This window comes from Rheinheimera baltica (assembly GCF_030731985.1).
In the GTDB taxonomy this organism is placed as follows: Bacteria; Pseudomonadota; Gammaproteobacteria; order Enterobacterales; family Alteromonadaceae; genus Alishewanella; species Alishewanella baltica.
In genome coordinates this window covers 455,770-476,400 of sequence record NZ_JAPJDY010000002.1, presented here as the reverse complement: position 1 = coordinate 476,400, position 20,631 = coordinate 455,770, and the positions used below count along the sequence as shown (strand labels likewise).

Here is a 20,631-nt window from a genome sequence, read left to right as displayed (position 1 = left end):
TAATTTTAGCGCTATTGATTCTGACGCTATGGTCTATACTGACCTTTTCATGCAGGGCATTATCATCGAAAACCACCGCCAGGCGGTACTTTATCAAGCAAAAACTAGGGATTGGAGCAGTGTATGAATTACAAAATCAGACAAGCTATTGCTGATCTCATTGAACTTGCTGCCAGTACGAGCAGTAATAAGTGGCTTGCTCTGGTGGTGGATGAATCGCTTGAGCCTGTAATACACACAGCTGCCGATAAAGAGGAAATAAAATCCTACCTTCAAGCTGCCGAGCAGCTTATTGACAGACAATCCAGAGAACTTATCAAGATTGAGTTACAAGAGACAGTTGCCGTATTGAACGGTGAAACTTCCCGTTCGACCTTTATGACCGCTCGGACGCTTAAAGCCGTTAATTTATTCAATGCTAGGGGGGATCATCAGGGGTTACTGGTTGCGCTGAGTGTTACGCCAAAACAGTCTGACAATATGATAGAAGATGCGCTGCCGCGTATTGCTCAACTTGCGGAGCAGTTTATCTCTGCCGGTACGTCGGAAGATCTTAGCCAGCAAGCTCTCGAACATAGTTTCAATATCAACCGTGCCATCCTTAACACCCTGTATGATGCGGTTGTGATGACCGATCTTAAAGGGTGTATACAGAGTGTGAACCCGGCTTTTGAGAAAATGTTTGGCTACCCGGAAAACGAACTGATCGGGGAATCGATTACCAAACTCATGCCGCCGGAAGTGGCCCACCATCATCCTGACTACATGCTTGCCTACGCTGAAGGCAAAACAGCCGGAAGAATTATGGGAAATGTGCGGGCCGTACAAGGTCTTAGAGCCGATGGCACGCGCTTTACGTTGCAGATTGCGATAACAGAAGCCAGGGTAGGTGATGAACGCTTGCTGGTCGCTGCTTTGCAGGATATTACTGAAAGTGAGGAAGCACGGCTAAACCTGAAGCGCTTTCGCAAAACACTTGATAGCACTCTGGACTGCGTTTTTATGTTTGACGCTCAGTACTTACAGTTTTTCTACGTGAATCAGGGCGCGGTCGACCAGCTTGGCTACACAACAAGCGAGCTTTTGGGCCTTCACCCCTATGACGTAAAACCGCACTATTCAGAATCTGAATTCAGAAAGATGATTGCTCCACTTATTAATGGAGAGGTTCCCCGCCTGAATTTTCAAACGGTCCATCGCCACAAAAATGGCCACGACTTGCCAGTGGATATCTTGTTGCAGTATGTCAAACTGGAAGATGAGCCCGCCCGGTTTATTGCTATTGTCAGGGACATTACTAAACAGCAGCAGTACAAAGAAGAAATTGAACACCTGGCCTACTTTGATCCGCTGACTAAATTACCAAACCGTAGCCTGATTGTTGAACGGCTTGAAAGTTGCTTGCGTGCCTGCGCGCAAAACGGTCATTTTGGCGCCGTGATGCTGACCGATCTGGACGATTTTAAATCGATAAATGATACACTGGGTCATCGCGATGGCGACCAGCTATTGATCGAAATCTCTAGCCGTTTTGCCAATGTGCTGGGTGATCGCCATTCTATTTCAAGATTGGGCGGCGATGAATTTTTAGTGGTTATTAATACCCGCCACCAGGACTACAGTGCTGCGCTCGATGAAGTTAGCCACATAGCGAAGCAACTGTTGACCGCGGCGGTGCAGCCTACCGATACTCTGGGCCATGCACCGCCAATATCAACCAGCATCGGCTTGGTACTTTTTAACGATGACTCCACCTGCGCCAGCGAGTTAATGAGAATGGCTGACATTGCCATGTATGATGCCAAGAAAAAGGGGAAGAACCATTTCAGTCTGTTTGACGACATCATGCAAAAAGAGCTGGTAGAAGAGCATGAACTCACGGCAGACCTTAACAGAGCCTTATTGGCAGAGAATGAAATCGTTCCGTGGTTCCAGCCCAAAGTGGATAGGAACGGCAGATTTATCGGGTTTGAAGCTCTGGCGCGATGGCATCATCCAGAACGCGGGCTGCTCAACCCCGTCAGTTTTATCGAACTGGCCGAAAAAAAGAACCTGATGGTACCCTTGAGCGACCAGATACTGATGAAAACTTGCAGGGTAATGAGCAACTGGCGGGAGCGTTTCGCCATAAACGACTTAACTGTCTCTGTGAACATCAGCCAAAGCCAGCTGGCGATGAGTAACTTCCCGGATAAAGTCGCAAAAGTACTGGCGGAAACCGGCCTGCCGGCATCGGCGTTGATTCTTGAGGTAACAGAGAGCGTCATTGCAGAGAATATTGATGCTAGTATTCAGCAAATGGGACGCATTCGGGCCATGGGCGTGCGTTTTTCTCTGGATGACTTCGGTACAGGTTATTCGTCGTTATCTTACATTCGACAGCTACCGATTGATGAACTTAAAATTGACAGAAGTTTTGTCAATACTCTACTGAGTGATGCTGAAACCCGCTCTATCGTCAAAATTATTTTGTTGTTAGCAGACGTTCTGAAACTAGATGTCATCGCCGAAGGTATCGAGCAGGAAGAACAATGGCAGGCTTTGCAAGAAATGGGTTGTTCAGGTTTCCAGGGTTACTTATTCAGTCGCCCTCAACCGCCTGAAATCATTTTTCAAAAGCTGCAGTCAAGTTACGAGTAGGTAAAATAGAAGATAAGTGGGTGCAGTGACATTGATTACCCGCTCCCCTTAGCTCTAGAGCAAGTGACAACGCTTTATTTGCTCGATCATCGCTTGCGCCAGTGGTGTGGCTGCGTGGCTTTTTGATGTGATTAGCATCACCGGGATTTGATACGAATACTGTTGTGGCAATATCGGCTTAAACAGCCCTTTATCTACCCAATAACTAGCGTAGTGTTCGGGTAAATAACCGATAAACTTGCCCGTTAAAATAAGGTGAGCAATGCCTTCGTCGTGGTAGGCAATGGCGCTGTTTTGGTAATTTAAGCCGTCGTTACGGGCTTCTTTGTCGCGCATATAGTTGCTGGTAATAACGTCTGAGTGTTGTAGCAATCTGCTGATATCCTGAGAATTGCAATTAAACAACGGGTGGCCTGACGCGCAGTACAGGAAGTTGGTTTCGTTATGCAGCGGCGTATAGTCTAACCCCCTAATATGATGGCGGCTTACACCAATGCCTAGTAGCGAGCGGCCATTGGCTACGGCGGTTTCTACTTCGCGCGCTTCGCAAACATATAACTCAAACTGAATGTTATCGCTTTTATCCTTAAGTACCCTAATGGCTTGGGCCACCTTGCAGCGTGGGTCGCTAACCAGGGTGTCGATAATGGCAATGGTTATCCGGCCAGACAATTGTTGTTTTGAACCAGCGATAGTATTGGCAAAGGCTTCACATTGTTGCAGTAATTCTAATGATGCTTGATAGGTAATGCGCCCAGGCTCGGTGAGTTCAAAGCCGCTGCGGCCACGCTTACATAACTTAACGCCTAAGCGCACCTCTAAATCAGATAAATGTGCACTAATAGTAGAGCGGCCAATATTCAGCCGTGATTCGGCTGCTGACAGCCCGCCGCATTCGACAATAGTGACGAAAACTCGAAGTAATTTAAGGTCGACATCATGAACTTGCATAGTGCTGGCGCTTTAGTTCGTTAAATCCGGAATAAGTTACGATTATTATGTATTTATAAAACTACCGGCGCAAGCTAGCATGGTGGTAATACAAGCTGGGTCAATAGCAAAACGCCAGAGCTAAGTTGTTAGCTGGCATCGGTTTGCAAACACTAACACGCCGTAAACCCGTCCATGGGGGCTCGTTTCCGCCCGTCCAGGGCTGCAACGGTTAGCTTAATGCAAACCGATTCCGCTTGCGGATTTCGTGACTTGCCCAGTGATATGAATAGTACCTCGAGGAGCACAAAATGACGTTTCGCTATGGTTTAGACCGGATGGATTTAGATATCGTTAATGGTATCGCTGATGGCAGCATTAAAGCTGAGTTGTGTGCTGAGGCGATTGCCAGAATTAATCAAAGCCGCAACAACGTTGAGGTTATGGCCTCATCTGATAAAGCTATCTACGGTATTAACACCGGATTCGGCCCGCTTTGCGATACCCAAATCTCTCCGGCAGAAACCGCGCTGCTGCAAAAAAATCTGCTGATCACCCATGCAGTGGGGGTAGGCGAGCCGATTGCTAAAGCCATTTCAAAATTAATGTTGATCACTAAAGTACATGCATTAAGCCAGGGCTATTCCGGCATTCGGCTTGACGTGGTTGAGCGCATGTTGACCTTCATTGAACTGGATTTAATTCCGGTAGTGCCGGAGCAAGGCTCAGTGGGTGCGTCGGGTGATTTAGCCCCGTTGTCGCATTTGTTTTTACCATTAATTGGTGAAGGTGAATTCTGGCAGGGTAAAGACAGCATTACCGCCGCTGAAGCCTTGCAAAAACATGGCCTGCAACCTATGGAGCTGCAAGCGAAAGAAGGTCTGGCGCTGATAAACGGCACCCAGTTTATCTTGTCGCACGCGATTACGGCGCTTACAAAAATGCGCTATTTGTTAGACTTGGCTGATGTTGCTGGCGCCATGAGTATCGAAGGCATGCAAGGCAGTAGTTCGCCGTTTCGGCCTGAACTGCACCAGCTACGCGCCTTTGCCGGCAACGTTGAAGTGGCTGCGCGCATGCGCCGTTTATTTAAAGACTCAGACAATATGGCGTCGCACACTGGTTGTGCCCGGGTGCAAGACCCATACTCGCTGCGCTGTATTCCACAAGTTCATGGTGCATCGCGCAATGCCTTTAACCACTTAAAGGAACTGGCCGAAATCGAGATGAATTCGGTTACCGATAACCCTATTGTGATTAGCAGCGAAGAAGCTATTTCAGGCGGCAGTTTCCATGGTCAGCCACTGGCGATGGTGTTGGATTACAATTCTATTGCAGCGGCGGAGCTGGGTAATATTTCTGACCGTCGTTGTTATTTGTTGTTGGAAGGCTTGCACGGCTTACCGCGTTTGCTGACGAAATCGGGCGGTTTAAATTCAGGCATGATGATCCCGCAATATGTCACTGCTGCGCTGGTAACTGAAAATAAATCACTGTGTTTCCCGCCGTCTGCTGACAGCGTACCTACTTCGATGGGGCAGGAAGATCATGTGTCGATGGGCAGTATTTCTGGCCGTAAACTCAACCAGATTTTGGGTAACCTGGAAAAAATTCTCGCCATTGAACTGATGTATGCAGCGCAGTCTATTGAGTTTCGCCGGCCTAATACCTGTTCAGATTTAATTGAGCACAACTTCGCGTTAATCCGCGAGAAAGTAACCAAGTTAGAAGAAGACAGGCTATTAAAGCCAGATATTGATGCAATGATTAATCTGGTTAAAACACAGGCTTTTCGCGTTAGCTTTGCATTGAACTAAGGGGAGAACACCATGACTTTTCAACAACAGATTAAGCAAGGTATTCCAAACGAATTGCCAGCGGTAAAGCCCTATCCGGTTGATGCTAACCGCGCGCCTAAGCGTAAAGATATTTTGAGTAAAGCAGAAAAGCAGCTGGCGATAAGAAATGCGCTGCGTTACTTCCCTAAAGCCTGGCATGGCGAGCTGGCAACGGAGTTTGCACAAGAGCTAAAAGACTTCGGCCGTATTTATATGTATCGGTTTAAACCCGAGTATGCACTTAAAGCACGCCCTATTAGCGACTACCCGGCTAAATGTGAGCAAGCTGCGGCCATTATGTTGATGATCGACAACAATTTGGACCCGGCCGTAGCACAGCACCCGGAAGAGCTAATTACTTACGGCGGCAATGGTGGGGTATTTCAAAACTGGGCGCAGTACCGCTTAACCATGCAGTATTTAAGTGAGATGCAAAGCGACCAAACGTTGCACATGTATTCCGGGCATCCAATGGGGCTGTTTCCGTCATCTGAAGATGCACCGCGGGTAGTGGTAACTAACGGCATGATGATCCCGAATTATTCTAAACCGGATGATTGGGAAAAATTTAATGCTTTAGGCGTAACCCAGTATGGTCAAATGACAGCTGGCTCTTTTATGTACATAGGCCCGCAGGGCATAGTGCATGGCACCACCATTACGGTAATGAATGCGTTTCGTAAGGTGCTTAATAAAGGCGAAAGCCCACAAGGTAAGATTTTTCTTACGGCCGGCCTTGGCGGCATGAGCGGTGCGCAGCCTAAAGCCGGTAACATTGCCAACTGCATTACCGTATGTGCAGAAGTAAACCCGAAAGCAGCCATCAAGCGCCATCAGCAAGGCTGGGTAGATGAACTGATAGATAACATGGATGCGTTGATTGCCCGGGTTAAAACGGCGCAGGCGAATGCCGAGGTGGTGTCTATTGCTTATATTGGCAATGTGGTCGAAGTGTGGGAAAGTTTTTACCAGCACGATATTTTTGTGCATTTGGGCTCAGATCAAACCTCACTGCATAACCCGTGGTCAGGTGGTTATTACCCGGTAGGGATGAGTTATGAAGACGCCAACAGGTTAATTCGTGAACAGCCTGAGCTGTTTAAAGAAAAAGTACAGGCTACGCTAAAACGCCATGCAGAAGCAGTGAATAAACACACTGCCAAAGGCACCTACTTTTTTGACTATGGCAATGCGTTTTTACTTGAGTCATCGCGTGCTGGTGGCGATGTGATGGCCGCAAATGGCATCGATTTTAAATACCCGTCCTATGTGCAGGATATTCTGGGTCCAATGTGTTTTGACTATGGCTTTGGCCCATTTCGCTGGGTGTGTGCATCAGGCAAGCCTGAAGACCTGGATAAAACCGATGCTATTGCCGCAGAGGTGTTAAAGCGGATTATGGCCGAATCGCCGGAAGAAATTCAGCAGCAAATGCAGGACAACATCAGCTGGATATTAGATGCCAAGCAAAACAAAATGGTGGTGGGCTCGCAAGCCCGTATTCTTTACGCCGATGCACAGGGCCGTATGGAAATAGCCAAAGCCTTTAACGATGCGATTAAACGTGGTGAGATTGGCCCGGTGGTACTGGGGCGTGATCACCATGATGTCAGTGGCACCGACTCACCATACCGCGAAACGTCCAACATTTATGACGGCAGCCGCTTTACCGCGGATATGGCTATTCATAACGTGATAGGCGACAGCTTCCGTGGTGCAACCTGGGTGTCTATTCACAACGGTGGCGGTGTTGGCTGGGGTGAAGTTATCAATGGTGGTTTTGGCATGTTGCTCGACGGCAGTGAGCAGGCCGAGCGTCGGCTTAAGTCTATGCTACTGTTTGATGTGAATAACGGCATTGCACGGCGCAGCTGGGCGCGCAACGAAGAAGCCGATTTTGCCATTAAACGCGAAATGGCCAGAACGCCCAAGCTAAAAGTGACGTTAGCCAACCGGGTAGATGATGAGGTAATACAAAACTTACCTTGGTAGCGGGCATGCTAGCGGGCTATGTCATTTTCCGGCATAGCCCGCTCTGATACCCCAAGCCAGGCCGCGCAGTGAACGCTATCCGGTTTTTCCAATCTCGCTTTTTATTGTACCACTGTATTAAAAAATACCGATGTCATATAAATTACCTACTATTAACTACGTCATAGCGGTTTAACTTTTTGCAAAAACCGTTGTTTGATTGGGTGATCAATAGAGGTGTGTATTGAGGAAATGGTTAGCCAGGCTGACTGATTTTGATACGCGGCTGCTTGTTACTCTAACGGTGTTTGTGCTGTTTATAGTCAGCTTTTTTGTCTATGTAGATGCTGAACGGGCAATTGACACCGCGAATAACAAACGGCTGCAATCATTTTTACTTGCCGACGAGTTAAGACAATCATCAGATGATCTTACCCGCATGGTACGCACTTATGCGGTTACCGGTGAGCCGCGGTACCGGCAACACTTTGATGAGATTTTTGCCATTCGTAATGGCCATGCCCCCAAGCCAGAGAATTATCATTATATTTACTGGGATTTGGTTGACGCATCAAACGCCCGCCCCCGACCTTTTGGCCCGCCGACTGCGCTATTAAATACTATGCGGCAAGTCGGCTTTACTGACAGTGAGCTGACACAGCTAGTGTCGGCTAAACAAGCTTCCGATGATTTAACCAATATTGAACAGCGCGCTATGGAGCTGGTGGCCAGCGGCGACCCGGCATTGCGTGAACAAGCCTTAGTGTTACTGCACAATGATGAATACCATCTGGCCAAAGCAGGCATTATGCGGCCGATAGATAAATTGTACGACATGATGAGTTCGCGCACGGCAAACTCAGTGCGTCAGGCAGAAATATCTGCCAGATGGTTAAGACTGGTGTTTGTTGTTTTAGGCTTAATGCTGTTGATGATGCTTTGGCAATTAAAACGCCGACAGCTGGCCATTTTGGGCGCGCCGGTCGCTGAGCTATATAGCAGAATTGAAGCCTTGGGCAACGGTGATTTTACCACCGATATCCTGGTGCCTGCCGGCAAAGATAACACCTTGCTTGGCTGGTTAAGCCGTACCCGGCACCGCTTGTTTTTATTAGAGCATACCCGGATGCAAGTGCAACAACGGCTTGAGCACTTAGCGCATTATGATCCATTAACCGGCTTATCCAATCGGGTGTTGTTGGCAGAGCAGTTACAAAAAAGCATGCTAAATGCCACACAACATCAGTCACTACTGGCTGTGGCCTTTGTTGATATTGATGGTTTTAAAGCAGTAAATGATCGCTTTGGCCATGCCTTGGGCGATCAGGTGTTGCAAACACTGAGCCAGCGGCTGGTCGCTGCAGTGGGTAAGGAAAATAGTGTTGCCAGGATGAGTGGTGACGAGTTTGTATTTTTACTCAGTAATCTGGCGCAGGTTGAAGACAGCCAGCCCATGCTGCAACAAGCGCTGGACAGCTTGGCCAGTCCGGTGACCATTGCTGGCGCTACGATAGCGCTATCGGCAAGTATTGGTGTGAGCTTTTATCCGCAGAACGCTGATGTTGCGGCCGAGCAGCTACTACGCCAAGCCGACCAGGCTATGTATGTTGCTAAGCAAGCGGGTAAAAACAGCTTTCATCTGTTTGATAACGAAGCAGATCAGCATACCCGGGTGGTTTTAAGAAGTTTGAACGACATTCGTGACGGCCTGGCACGGCAAGAGTTTGTATTGTTTTACCAACCTAAAGTTAATATGCGTACTGGCGAATGTACAGGAGTTGAAGCGCTGATCCGTTGGCAGCATCCTGAGCAGGGTCTTATGGTGCCGGGTCTGTTTTTGCCGTTAATTGAGCATCATGAGTTGGGCGTACAGCTGGGGCAATGGGTTATTAGTCAGGCTTTTCGGCAGTATCAGCTATGGCAGGCGCAGGGAATTACCATGGCGATTTCGGTTAATATTGCCGCCTTTCATTTACAGCAAGCCGATTTTTTCCAGCAATTGCAAAGCATTTTTGATACGTTTCCGTCGGTACCGCCCAGTATGTTAGAAATGGAAATTGTCGAAACCAGCGCATTACAAGATCTCGTCCATGTTAGAGAAACCATGCAGTCGTGTTCGGCGTTTGGTGTGACATTCTCGTTAGACGATTTTGGCACCGGTTATTCATCACTGTCTTATTTAAAGCGCTTGCCTATTAGTACGCTAAAACTTGACCAGAGCTTTGTCCGGGATATTCTCACCGATACCGACGATTTAGCCATATTGCAAGGCGTGAGCCTTCTAGCCGAGACGTTTGAGCTGGCCACCATTGCCGAGGGCGTAGAAACCGCAGCACATAGGCAAAAATTGTTGGAAATAGGCTATGTGTTTGGTCAGGGATACGGTATTGCCCGACCTATGCCCGCCAGTGCTTTTGCTAGCTGGTTGTCAAAATGGGATATTGCGAGTTTGTCTTAGCTCAGCCACCAGAAAATGTTGTGCGCTATACTGGTTAAAATTTATTCAGGATGATTAGCTATGAAACGCCGCGACTTTCTTACCTAAACCTCATTATTAATTGGTAGCACTTTGCTGCCGGTATCTGGACTATTGCAAGCCAGTGCCACCATACCCGCGCTTAAAACCGCAAATTGGAAAGGCCTTCGACAGCAGCTTACGTTAACCCATAACTATATCCACCTGGCCACGTTTTAACTGGCATCGCCCCCCCAAACCAGCACCTGCTGCCATTTAACGCCACCGTAAAGCCTTTGATGAAAACCCAGCCGATTACTGGCATGAGCACTTTATGACCATAGAGCACCAGATTGCCGCTGTAGCGGCAGAGTACATGGGTGGCGAAGCCTGGCAAATCGCGTTTACCGACAGCACCACTATGGGTTGGTCAGAAATGAAGGGCGTGAAGTTGTATACGCCGATGTCTGCTGAGTTGTCGTCGGGCTTAGTGTGTTTTGAAGTGTAAAGCTTAGGCTTTAAGTTTGTCTCTCCCTCTTAATTTATTATTGCCTGCTTAAAATGTTATTTAAAGTGAGTTTTTTAGATTTTTATAATGCTTTATTAAGTTTTTTTTGTTAAAAAGTAATGAACTGCAAATTTGTTTAAATTTTGTTAGTCAAACGCCTTAGACACTAAAGTAGCAGCGTAAACCCATGCCAGATGTTAGGTGTGCTAAATGAAACTTGCAAAACAGAGTGTGGCATGAGGTTGTTTGCAATCGTTATTTTTTTGTGGTGCTGGCCTGCATTGTCTTGCCAATGGCCTTCGCTAACATTTTTGGTGGGGGTTGAAAAACCACCTTATATTGAGGTTGCAACACAAAAAGGCTTTGAGCTGGAATTGTTGCAACGTGTGAGTTTAAAGCTGCAGCGCTGTGCGGTTTTTTTGCACACGCCTAATGGCCGTTTACTAGACTTGTTTAATAAAGGCCAAGCGGATTTTGTCTCATTGCAGCGCACTGTGCCAGCGGGTTACTTCGCAACTCGTTCCTACATTAACTATGAAAATATTCTTATCACAAGGCTAGATCTTAAACCGCAGCTGCAATCATTGCATGATTTAGCAGGAAAGCGGGTAATGGCATTTCAAAATGCCCATATTTTTTTACCTAAAGCTTATGCTGAAAAAATACCAGAGTTTGCCAGTTATCTTGAGGTTGTAGAGCAAGATCAACTGCCAGCGCTATTGCTGAAAAACAGGGTTGACGTGCTGGTCATGGACAAAAATATTTTCGAATATTTTTACCATAAAACAGCTCCGGATGACGCCAGCTTAAAGCAGCACCCATTGTTTGGTATTAACAGTTATCACTTACTGGGGCGGGATGCCTGGCTGGTAGAGCGTTTTGATAAGGCATTGCTTACCTTTCAACAAAGTGATGAATATCAGCAACTGCAGCTAAAGTATTTTCAACATGCCAACCAGCCTGAGCAAGCAAGCCAAACTGCTGTTTTACCATAAGTAGCAAATTCTAGCTTAAGCAGTAAATTGTGCTCTAAGTAACGGCGATTCCCTCTGGCAATGATACCGCGGCTGATTAAACGCAATTAAATGGTTACGTCAATGGTATTCGCGGTAAAATAGCGCTTACGTTAAGCTATTTACCTTTGCAATGAGACGCTGATTTACTGATGAAAAAACTCTCGGCAGTACAACTTAAACAACAAGCCACTGTAATGGCGGCAGTTAACGCGCTGGAGCAGCAAGCATTCACGCAACTCCCGGGTACAGTGCAATGTTGGTTTAGCCTGGCCTATGAAGCGTTTCCGGGATCGCTTTTGGTGCGGGTGCAATTAAGCGATGATGCAGCGTTGGCATTGGCGCAGCCGCAGTTGCTGGCATGGCAAAAGCGGCTGAGCGGTTTACTGCTGAAAAAAGGCATAGTGCTAAAAGATATGCGCAAGCATCTGGTGTTTACGCTAAATAGCCCTGATGATTAATTCTGACAACAACTGCCTGTTGAGACAGCTATGAAATACACCCTTGGCGCTTATGCCGCTTCACCCAACCACAGCGGTTGGAGCCCAGAGCTTGAAACCGCGTTTTATAACGAATTAAAAGCGCTGCCAAATATAAAAGGCCTGGAACATCCGTTTTTAGGCTCATTGCATGCCCATGACGACAGTTGGTTTTTAACCAATATTAACCCGCAGTGGGATTACGTGTTTACCTGTATTCCCGGCATTATGAATGCGTTAGGGCAAAATCCGCAGTTTGGTTTGGCATCCGATAACGAGGCTGGCAGACAGGCTGCGATACAGTTTATGCAGCAAGCTTGCGCGGCAATAGGCAAGCTAAATGCACACTTGGGCCGGCAGGCGGTAACGGCAATTCAAATTCAAACTGCTCCGGCAAGGCATAAAGCGGTATCGTCTAAAGCAGCGCTTAAGGCTTCACTTGAAGCGCTGTTGCAGTGGGACTGGCAGGGTGCGCGCATTGTTATTGAACACTGCGATGCACTGGTTGACAGTCATGCTCCCTCAAAAGGTTTTTTAACCCTTGGCGATGAGCTTGAAGTGATTACACAGCTAAACACAAGGCTAAACACAAAGCAGCAATTAGGCATGGTGATTAACTGGGGCCGTTCGGTATTTGAGACCCGCCGTGTTGAGGGAGCGATTGAACATATTAATGCTGCGCAAGCGGCCGGTTTGTTAAGCGGTGTGATGTTTTCCGGCGTGTCTGACAAAGACAGTGAATATGGCGCCTGGCGCGACAGCCACCAACCGCCAACACAAAGTGGTCATGTTCCCAACGGTGAGCCGGGCAGTTGGATGACAGAGCAGGCGATACATCAATGTTTAGCCGCTTGTCATGCGACGGAACTGACAGTGTTAGGGGCCAAGATTGGTATTCGGCCACATGATGCATCTATTGAACAACGTATCGCTATTATCCGCGATACGTTGGCGATTCTAGACCGCTATTTCAACATTACTTAAACGACGCTTGCTAGATTACGAATCTTTATAAAATCTTTATACCGGCGTGGAAAATCTTTAGAAAAGCTTTACAGCAGCACAGGTTAGATAGCGTTAGGCTTGCGCTATTGATCTTTGCTGCAGTACATCGTGATGACAGGTTACGCTTTTACGCTTGGCGACACTGAAGTTAAAAACAAACATTTCTTTTATCGCGTAATAGGCTATTTGCTGATTAGCCTAAGCGTGGCGCAATTTGTAACGATGGCGGTTAGCTTTGCGCTGCAAGACCGCGCGTTTTGGAACTTTCTGTTGGCGGGTGCTGTAACCATTAGTGTTGGTGCGGTGTTGGTGGCACGTTCCGGCAGCGCTGTGCAGTTGAAAAAGCGCTATCTGTTTTTACTCACCACCTTGTGCTGGTTGTCGGTTTGCCTGTTTGCCGCTTTGCCACTGTATCTTAGTTTACCAGAGCTTAGTGTAACCGACGCCTGGTTTGAAACGGTGTCGGCTATTACCACCACCGGCTCTACAGTGCTAAGCGGACTGGATACTATGCCAAAAGCGGTATTGTTGTGGCGGGCGATTCTGCAGTGGATAGGTGGCATTGGTATTATCGTGATGGCGATAGCGATATTGCCAGCTCTGAAGATAGGCGGCATGAAGCTGTTTAAAACAGAAAGCTCGGATATTTCAGAAAAAATACTGCCGCGCAGTAGTAGTTTGTCCAGCTCTATTTTAATGGTGTATCTGGGGATAAGCCTGGCGGCAGCGGTTAGCTATTATGCCGGTGGTATGTCGTTTTTTGATGCCGTAACCCATGCCATGACATCGGCTGCTACAGGTGGTTTTGCCAATTATGATGCGTCTTTTGGCTATTTTAATGATAAACCCTGGTTAATGTGGTTAAGCAGTGTCTGGATGACGCTGGCAGCGCTACCTTTCGTGTTATTTGTTGGTATGGCCCGGGGCGATAAATGGGTATTGCTGCGCGATCCGCAGGTGAAAGCGTTTATTGCCATTGTGCTGACAGCAGCAATACTGCTTGCTGGTTATCAGATAATACACGACGACCGCGATTGGTTTTCGGCCTTAACCCACAGCCTGTTTAATGTGGTGTCGGTGATCACTACCTGTGGCTATGCCTCTGAGGATTACACGCTGTGGGGCAGCATGGCAGTGGTGATGTTTTTTTATCTTACTTTTTGTGGTGGCTGCTCTGGTTCGACGTCCGGCGGGCTGAAAATTTTCCGTACCCAGCTATCGGGTTATATGTTGTTGAAACAGCTAAACCTGTTAATTCACCCTAATGCTGTCTGGACGCAAAAATACGGTAACAAAACTGTAGATGACAGCCTGTTAAGCGCTGTGCTGGCGTTTGCCTTTGTGTATTTTGCTACCATAGCGGCATTGGCTTTGGTGTTATCCATGTATAATCTGGATTTTGTTACTGCGTTAACCGGTGCTGCAACTGCGGTGGGCAATGTGGGGCCCGGGCTTGGCGATATCATTGGTCCTGCCGGTAACTTTGCGTCCTTGCCTGATGGCGCAAAGTGGTGGCTGACTCTGGGTATGCTGTTGGGGCGGTTGGAGATTTTGACCATGTTATTACTGTTTACGCCAATGTACTGGCGTTATTAAGGCCACTAACGATGAAACTGACCCATGCCAGACATTTTGCGCTATGGCAGCTGGTGCTGTTGGCGCTGGCTGTGCCGGTAGCCATAGCGCTGCTGTTGCTACCGGGTAGAGCGTTGCTAACGACAACGGATGTTGCCATGCTGCAACTGCTATGGGTCACGTGGGTCGCTCAACAGGTAGGCCAGCGCTGGGCCATTATTACGACCGTTAGCAGTGTGCTGTTGCTTGACTGGTTTTTTGTCGAGCCTTATAACACCTTGTATATTAACCATATTGATTACCTTATTACCTTTATCGTTATGTTGTTGCTGGGCAGTTTTATTGGTCGTTTATCGGGTCGTTTGCGGGTTGAGTTGGCACGGGCGAAAAAAAATATGCGCAAGCGACAACTGTTGGCCAGTAAAAACCGCCAAGCCAGGTTTCAAGTGGAACTGGAGCATAGCCGAGCGATGTTGCTTCGTTCTATCTCGCATGATTTACGTACACCGCTTGCAACGATTATGGGCGCATCCAGCATGCTTGCCGACAGCGAACTTACCCTGAGTAGCGAAGAGATACGTGAGCAAGCGGCGAATATCTACCGCCAGAGCAGTTTGCTAAGTGAGCATTTTGACAAAGTGATGGAGCTAAGCCGGGTGCAGCAGCCACAGCACACGTTGGCCCGTACTGAGCTGGATGTCGCCGATGTGGTGTCGGCTGCCATCAGCCGCCGTGCGCAATTACTTACTAATCAAGCCCTACAAATTCATCTCAACAGCCATGCCCGTTGTATGGCCGACAGTACTTTGCTGGAAATTGCGCTGGCCAATATGCTGGAAAACGCTGTGCGCCATGGTGCAGCACCGGTAACAGTAAGTTTTAACCTGGATAACGGCGACTATCTCTTACGTGTAAGCAATGCGGTTGCCAGCCAGAATACTGCTCAGCGGGATAGCGGCACCGGGCTTGGTACGGCCATTTGTAAAGCCGTTATGCAGCTACACGCTGGCCAGTTCAGCCTGCACAGTAGCGATAACCAGACCATGCTGGCGCAACTGCGTTGGCCGGCAACAACCGACAATACGGAGCAACACGGTGGCTGAAACCATACTGGTGTTAGAAGATGATCCGGCAATGCAAAGCTTTCTTAGTACCTTACTGAAAAGCCAACAGCATAAGGTGTTAAGTTTTAGTGCTGGCCTGCTGGCACTGCAATGTTTGGTGACCGAATCAGTAGATCTGATATTGCTTGATTTGGGGTTGGCTGATATGGATGGTCAGGTTTGGCTTGAGCAATTACGTAGCTGGAGTGAGATACCGGTGATAGTAATATCTGCCCGCCACAGCGAGCAGGATAAAGTACTGGCACTGGACAATGGTGCCAACGACTATGTCACCAAGCCATTCAGCGCGGCGGAGTTAATGGCGCGTATCCGGGCTAACCTTCGTAAAGCAATAATTAACCAGCAAGTGTTTGCCTTTGGTGAGGTGCAGTTAGACCCGGTTCACCGCACTGTGCAGCGCAATACGCAACCGGTCCATCTGACGAAAACAGAATATGATATTTTGTTGTTGTTAATGCGTAACGCCGATAAGGTTTTGACACATAATCAGATTTTGAGCCAGGTTTGGGGTAAGGCCTACACCGGCCGGCCAGAGTATGTGCGGGTGCATATGGCGCAGCTACGGCAAAAACTGGAAGCCAACCCGGCGGCACCAACTTATCTGAAAACCGAGCCAGGTGTTGGCTACAGGTTATCAGTGTCTGCCACCGGGTTATAGTGGCTTAATTAGACGGCGTGCGGTATTTTTCAAACCAGGCCAGCATATACTCCACTTTTTCTATCATCCGGCTGGGGCGGTTTGAAATACCATGCGGTGAACCCGGTATACGCACCAGGGTGGTGTCAATACGACGTATTTTCAGTGCCTGATAAAATTGTTCAGACTCTGAAATGGGGGTGCGTCTATCATTCTCGCCGGTGATTAAGATAGTCGGCGTTTGTACATTGCCGACTAAACTAAGCGGTGAACGCTGCCAGTAATGCTCTACATTTTCCCAAGGCACGCCAGGGAACTGATGAAAGGTTTGATACAGGTAACTGTCACCGGTTAATACTTTGCTTAACCAGTTAATAATCGGTTTTACCACTGCCGCTGCTTTGTAGCGGTTAGTCAGGCCTATGGCATACGCTGTGGCAATACCACCGGCTGAACCACCGCCAATAAACAGGTTGTTTTCGTCAATAAAACCCAGCTTAAGCATGGCGTTTACGCCGCTGTCGTGGTCAGCGTAATCTTCAGGTGAACTGTATTTATTTTGCAGCAACAGGGCAAAACGCTCGCCATAAGATGAGCTACCGCGATGGTTATCATAAAACACTACATAACCTTCTTTGGCATAGCGCTGCATTTCCGCGCTCCACTGCGCACCATAGGCTAAATGGGGGCCGCCGTGGATCTCCAGCAATAATGGATATTTCTTTGTTGGGTCAAAATCAGGCGGTGTCATATACCAGCCTTGAATTTCTTCACCGTCAAACGACGATTTATAGGTAATTTCATGAACCTGAGCCAGTTTCTTGTGCCCGAGTAAATCCTCGTTCAGCGCGGTAAGCACCGTGCTTTTGCCTTTTTGCACGACAGCAACATCGCTTGGCCGTTGGCTGGTACCATGGGTATAAGCAATAACGCCGTTTGCGGCCACTGAATAACTGCCACTTAAATAAGGCTGGGGCTGCGATACACCCCCTAAGCTGGCCGTCAGCTCCGTGAGCTTACCTTTAGTGGTTAAGGTGGCCAGTTTTCGTTGGCCGCGATCGTCATATTGCACCACAAAGCTAGAGTTACTTAGCCAGTTCGGGCTTTGGATACTGCGGTCAAAATCGGCGGCAACATCGCTAATGTTATTGTTTTTTAGTGTTAGAATTTTAAGTTTGCTGTTGCTGTAAGGCACGAGCGCATTGTTTTGCCATAAAAAGGCCAGCTGTTTGCCATCAGGTGAAAACACCGGTGCAGATTCAGTACCAGGCATAGTGGTCAGCGCCGTTAGCTGTTCTGTCGCTAAATCCAGTTTATACAGGTTGCTGTCACGGGGCTGAAATTCCCACTCCGGGTCTAAATTGGCAGAGAACACCAATGCTTTACTGTCTGGGGTAAAGCTTAAATCACTGCCATAGTTAACATCACCCTGGGTTAGCTGGCGAGCGGTGCCGCCGGTGGCTGGTAAGATAAAAATGTGTCTGAATTCGGGTTTTAAAAAGCCTTGTCCATCCGCCTGGTAGCGGGCTCTATCCAGCACAATAGCCGATTCTGACCATTTAGCGCCGTTGGGCTTTTTTACCTTTTTCACCAGTTGCTTCATTTGCGCCTCACGGGCGGCAACATTCATGGTAAATGCTAACTGCTTGCCATCAGCAGACCAGGTAAGGTTTGTTGGCGAGCTTCGTAATGTCGATAGCTGTGCGGTTTTATTTTCTGCCAACCAGTGCAAGTGAATTTGCCGCGAGCCGCTGCGATCTGAAATAAACGCCAGCTGGTTGCTGTTCGCTGCCCAGCGTGGTTGGCTGTAGTTAAATTCATCGGCGAAAAGCGGCAGCTGTTGGCCGGTTTTAACATCTAATAACCATAAGCTGGTGGCCGTGCTGTCGGTCATAATGTCATTGCTGGCACGAACGTACACTATTTTGCTGCCATCGGGGGAGATTTGCACGTCGCTGGCATATTCCAGGGCAAAAATATCTTCGGCTTCAAAATAGCGGCTACTTGCTGATGTTTCATGGCTGGTAACTTCAGCTTGTCCGGCGGCAGATAGGCCTGCACTACACAACAATAAACTGGCGGTAACAGCGATAGCGCTGCGAGTGAAAGTCGGCATAGGTTCCCCAATTTGCTCAATAAAGGTGGCGATGTGTCAAAAACTACCTTGTTATAGCGGCAAGTACAAACCTGCACGCGGCAGAGTGTTGTTTTTAAGCGGCATAGTTAGATTAATGTTAAACAGCTGAGCTAACGTAAAGACAGTTTTTGCTGTGAGAGATGTTCTAGTAGCAAAAACAGAGGATTAACCTGGGGCTTTGGTTAACCTTGTTAAGGTGTTTAAGGCGAATAGCCCTTGCTAACTGCTGTTAGCAAGGGCTACCAGTTTATGCACTGATGCTATCAAAAATATGTAAAAAAGTGGGTGGTTGTTGCACCGTAAAGTGCACTCTTAACCGACGTGCAATATCCTGCGCGCTGATAACGCCACGAATTTGATGGCTTTCACGGTCAATAACTACGCAGTGTTGCTCACCACTTGATTGCAAGGTGTTGATGACATCCGCAATATTGCAATTTTTCAACTGTTGGTAGGCCAGGGCTTTGATACGCTCCCGCGGGCGCATTAAATCGGATACAGAAATATCTTCCCGGCTGTCACCAAATGCCACACGACGCATAATAGCCTGTGCCGACAGTTGTTCCTGATGTATTAAACCAACCATCTCACCATCGTGATCTACCACTAATTTCAAATTGCTTTGTTCTTGCTGCATGATCTCGCGTGCTTCGCGGGCACTGGTTGAAGCCGAAATCATATTGGGCTGCGCGTGTTTAAAGTCAGTAACTACATTTAACGCGGGCGAATTTAAAGTGGTACCGTCAAAATCGGCTGGTTGAACCAAATGATCAATGGCTTCAACATCATATAATGCTAAGGTTTTCATAGTCTTCCTCACTACAGGCGCGCAGAGGCCACGCCAATATCACTGTGTTACGAAAATTTGGTCTATTTGACCGTAAGATAAATTATATAAAAGTGAGGGAAGTGGGCGGTGCACGCGCTTGAATTAACGTGAAAATGCGACGGGGTAACCAGCCTTCAGCGGGTTTATTGGTAACATTAACGTTCTCAACAAAAAAATGCTTAAGGCTGGAGATAATACTAAAGTTTGGCTCTTCACCCGGCTCATAATTTTGTTCTGCGGTAAAGCAGCTTTGGGTGAGTAACGGGCTAAGTGCTTGAAGCTGAGTATCCGCCAACGGCGCCACACGATGTTCGTGCACAGCAAAAGCTTGCGGTGAACACAAAAACGCGAGGTACAGCAAAATAGCGAAACGGCTAAGCCAGCACATGCGAGGTAAAAAACCTTAGATTACTTCATTAGGATTTACTATGGTGCTTAAGCGGCGGTTATGCAAGAGCTGGTTTGCTAATATTGCGACAAATGCAGGCTTTTCAGCGGCCAAATAAGGAGCTAAACAGGGTTTTAGTTTAGGTTCTAATGTGTACTTTTATCGGCGCTTATAGATTGCCGAAAACAATTACGTCCGCTTTGTTTAGCCAAATACAGCTGTTGGTCGGCTTGGGCGGTCAGGGTATCTTTTACTGCAGTTGCATAAGTTTTTGTTGCGCCACCAATACTAATAGTTACCATGCCATATTCTGTTTTTGGATGAGGTATGTTTAATTCGGCTACAGCTTCAAGCAGTTTGATTGCAACAACTGCCGCGCCTTCCTCGTCGGTGTTGGGTAAAACCACCATAAATTCTTCCCCACCATAGCGGGCGACAAGATCTGATGGGCGACAGCACATGGCTTTCAGTGCTTTAGCGACTTTGCGCAAGGCTTCATCACCGGCTAAATGGCCAAATTTGTCATTAAATAATTTGAAGTGGTCAATATCTAATATCAGTACCGAAAGCGTGGCTTGCTGCTGCCTTTTGCCAATCGCTATTTGGGCATCAATTGAGTTGTCTAAATAACGCCGGTTAAATACCCCGGTAAGGCCATCAATGTATGCCAGAGAGTGCAAAAAATCGGCTTGCTGTTTTAATGTTAAGTGTGCTTTTATCCGATGAAGTAGCGTATTAGCATTTACCGGTTTTTGAATAAAGTCTACCGCACCGGCTTGCCAACACGCGTCTTCGTTTTCCTGTTGCTGAAGACCAGTGACAAAAATCACCGGGATGGTAGCGATATCTTTATCGGCTTTTATCGCCTGACAGGTTTGTAAGCCATCCATCTCTGGCATCATCACATCCATCAAGATGAGATCTGGCATGCTGTCACGACATACCTGCAGGGCTTGTTGGCCAGAGGTCGCCATAAGCACATGATAATCATCAGCTAAAATACTAAAAATTAGTTGTATATTAATAGGTTGGTCATCAACCACTAAGATAGTGGCTTTGCCAAGCTTAGCTAAAAAGCGCTCTAACATGACATCAGACATAT

The 20,631-nt window shown here is 47.6% G+C and carries 16 protein-coding genes; 11 read left to right on the top strand and 5 right to left on the bottom strand.

Going from position 1 to position 20,631, the window contains the following annotated elements:
- Window positions 1-123 precede the first annotated feature (123 nt).
- The gene (locus ORJ00_RS05040) at window positions 124-2,640 is read left to right on the top strand and encodes a sensor domain-containing protein (protein WP_306139161.1); all 2,517 of its coding nucleotides are present in this window, start codon (window positions 124-126) and stop codon (window positions 2,638-2,640) included.
- Between the two features lie 54 nt (window positions 2,641-2,694).
- On the opposite strand, the gene ORJ00_RS05035 is transcribed toward ORJ00_RS05040, so the two are convergent.
- Window positions 2,695-3,591 carry a LysR family transcriptional regulator gene (locus tag ORJ00_RS05035; protein WP_306139160.1) on the bottom strand — a complete coding sequence of 299 codons (897 nt, stop codon included), beginning with the start codon at window positions 3,589-3,591 and terminating at the stop codon, window positions 2,695-2,697.
- A 290-nt stretch (window positions 3,592-3,881) separates the two neighbouring features.
- On the opposite strand from ORJ00_RS05035, the gene hutH reads away from it, so the two are divergent.
- The 10 genes from hutH (at window position 3,882) to ORJ00_RS04985 (ending at window position 16,196) form a co-directional block, all read left to right on the top strand.
- Window positions 3,882-5,387 (top strand): histidine ammonia-lyase, encoded by a 1,506-nt coding sequence (hutH, locus tag ORJ00_RS05030; protein WP_306139159.1) that lies wholly within the window; start codon window positions 3,882-3,884, stop codon window positions 5,385-5,387.
- Between the two features lie 12 nt (window positions 5,388-5,399).
- Window positions 5,400-7,400: a urocanate hydratase gene (gene hutU / locus ORJ00_RS05025; RefSeq protein WP_306126296.1), complete on the top strand. Its 2,001-nt coding sequence runs from the start codon at window positions 5,400-5,402 to the stop codon at window positions 7,398-7,400.
- A gap of 223 nt (window positions 7,401-7,623) precedes the next feature.
- Complete coding sequence (locus ORJ00_RS05020) at window positions 7,624-9,837, top strand: putative bifunctional diguanylate cyclase/phosphodiesterase (protein ID WP_306139158.1); 2,214 nt, start codon at window positions 7,624-7,626, stop codon at window positions 9,835-9,837.
- 331 nt (window positions 9,838-10,168) lie between these two features.
- On the top strand, window positions 10,169-10,342 hold the full coding sequence (locus ORJ00_RS05015) for a hypothetical protein (protein WP_305975195.1): 174 nt from the start codon (window positions 10,169-10,171) through the stop codon (window positions 10,340-10,342).
- A gap of 236 nt (window positions 10,343-10,578) precedes the next feature.
- A complete protein-coding gene (locus ORJ00_RS05010; RefSeq protein WP_169338557.1) occupies window positions 10,579-11,337 on the top strand; it encodes a substrate-binding periplasmic protein in 759 nt (252 codons plus the stop codon).
- 170 nt (window positions 11,338-11,507) lie between these two features.
- Window positions 11,508-11,816, top strand: coding sequence for a hypothetical protein (locus ORJ00_RS05005; RefSeq protein ID WP_027671786.1), 309 nt, complete (start codon window positions 11,508-11,510; stop codon window positions 11,814-11,816).
- A 30-nt stretch (window positions 11,817-11,846) separates the two neighbouring features.
- Complete coding sequence (locus ORJ00_RS05000; protein ID WP_306139157.1) at window positions 11,847-12,818, top strand: DUF4862 family protein; 972 nt, start codon at window positions 11,847-11,849, stop codon at window positions 12,816-12,818.
- Between the two features lie 132 nt (window positions 12,819-12,950).
- Window positions 12,951-14,435: a TrkH family potassium uptake protein gene (locus ORJ00_RS04995; RefSeq protein ID WP_306139236.1), complete on the top strand. Its 1,485-nt coding sequence runs from the start codon at window positions 12,951-12,953 to the stop codon at window positions 14,433-14,435.
- Complete coding sequence (locus tag ORJ00_RS04990) at window positions 14,351-15,517, top strand: sensor histidine kinase (RefSeq protein WP_306139155.1); 1,167 nt, start codon at window positions 14,351-14,353, stop codon at window positions 15,515-15,517. Before ORJ00_RS04995 ends, ORJ00_RS04990 begins: the two co-directional genes overlap by 85 nt.
- Window positions 15,510-16,196, top strand: coding sequence for a response regulator transcription factor (locus tag ORJ00_RS04985; protein ID WP_306126301.1), 687 nt, complete (start codon window positions 15,510-15,512; stop codon window positions 16,194-16,196). The genes ORJ00_RS04990 and ORJ00_RS04985 overlap by 8 nt, the downstream gene beginning before the upstream one ends.
- Window positions 16,197-16,200: 4 nt before the next feature.
- On the opposite strand, the gene ORJ00_RS04980 is transcribed toward ORJ00_RS04985, so the two are convergent.
- The 4 genes from ORJ00_RS04980 to ORJ00_RS04965 all read right to left on the bottom strand — a co-directional run bounded on the left by ORJ00_RS04980 (window position 16,201) and on the right by ORJ00_RS04965 (window position 20,629).
- Complete coding sequence (locus ORJ00_RS04980; RefSeq protein WP_306139154.1) at window positions 16,201-18,291, bottom strand: alpha/beta hydrolase family protein; 2,091 nt, start codon at window positions 18,289-18,291, stop codon at window positions 16,201-16,203.
- A 268-nt stretch (window positions 18,292-18,559) separates the two neighbouring features.
- Window positions 18,560-19,120: a CBS domain-containing protein gene (locus ORJ00_RS04975; RefSeq protein WP_027671791.1), complete on the bottom strand. Its 561-nt coding sequence runs from the start codon at window positions 19,118-19,120 to the stop codon at window positions 18,560-18,562.
- 82 nt (window positions 19,121-19,202) lie between these two features.
- A complete protein-coding gene (locus ORJ00_RS04970; RefSeq protein WP_037054873.1) occupies window positions 19,203-19,529 on the bottom strand; it encodes a hypothetical protein in 327 nt (108 codons plus the stop codon).
- A gap of 146 nt (window positions 19,530-19,675) precedes the next feature.
- On the bottom strand, window positions 19,676-20,629 hold the full coding sequence (locus ORJ00_RS04965; RefSeq protein ID WP_306139153.1) for a diguanylate cyclase: 954 nt from the start codon (window positions 20,627-20,629) through the stop codon (window positions 19,676-19,678).
- Window positions 20,630-20,631: the final 2 nt, after the last annotated feature.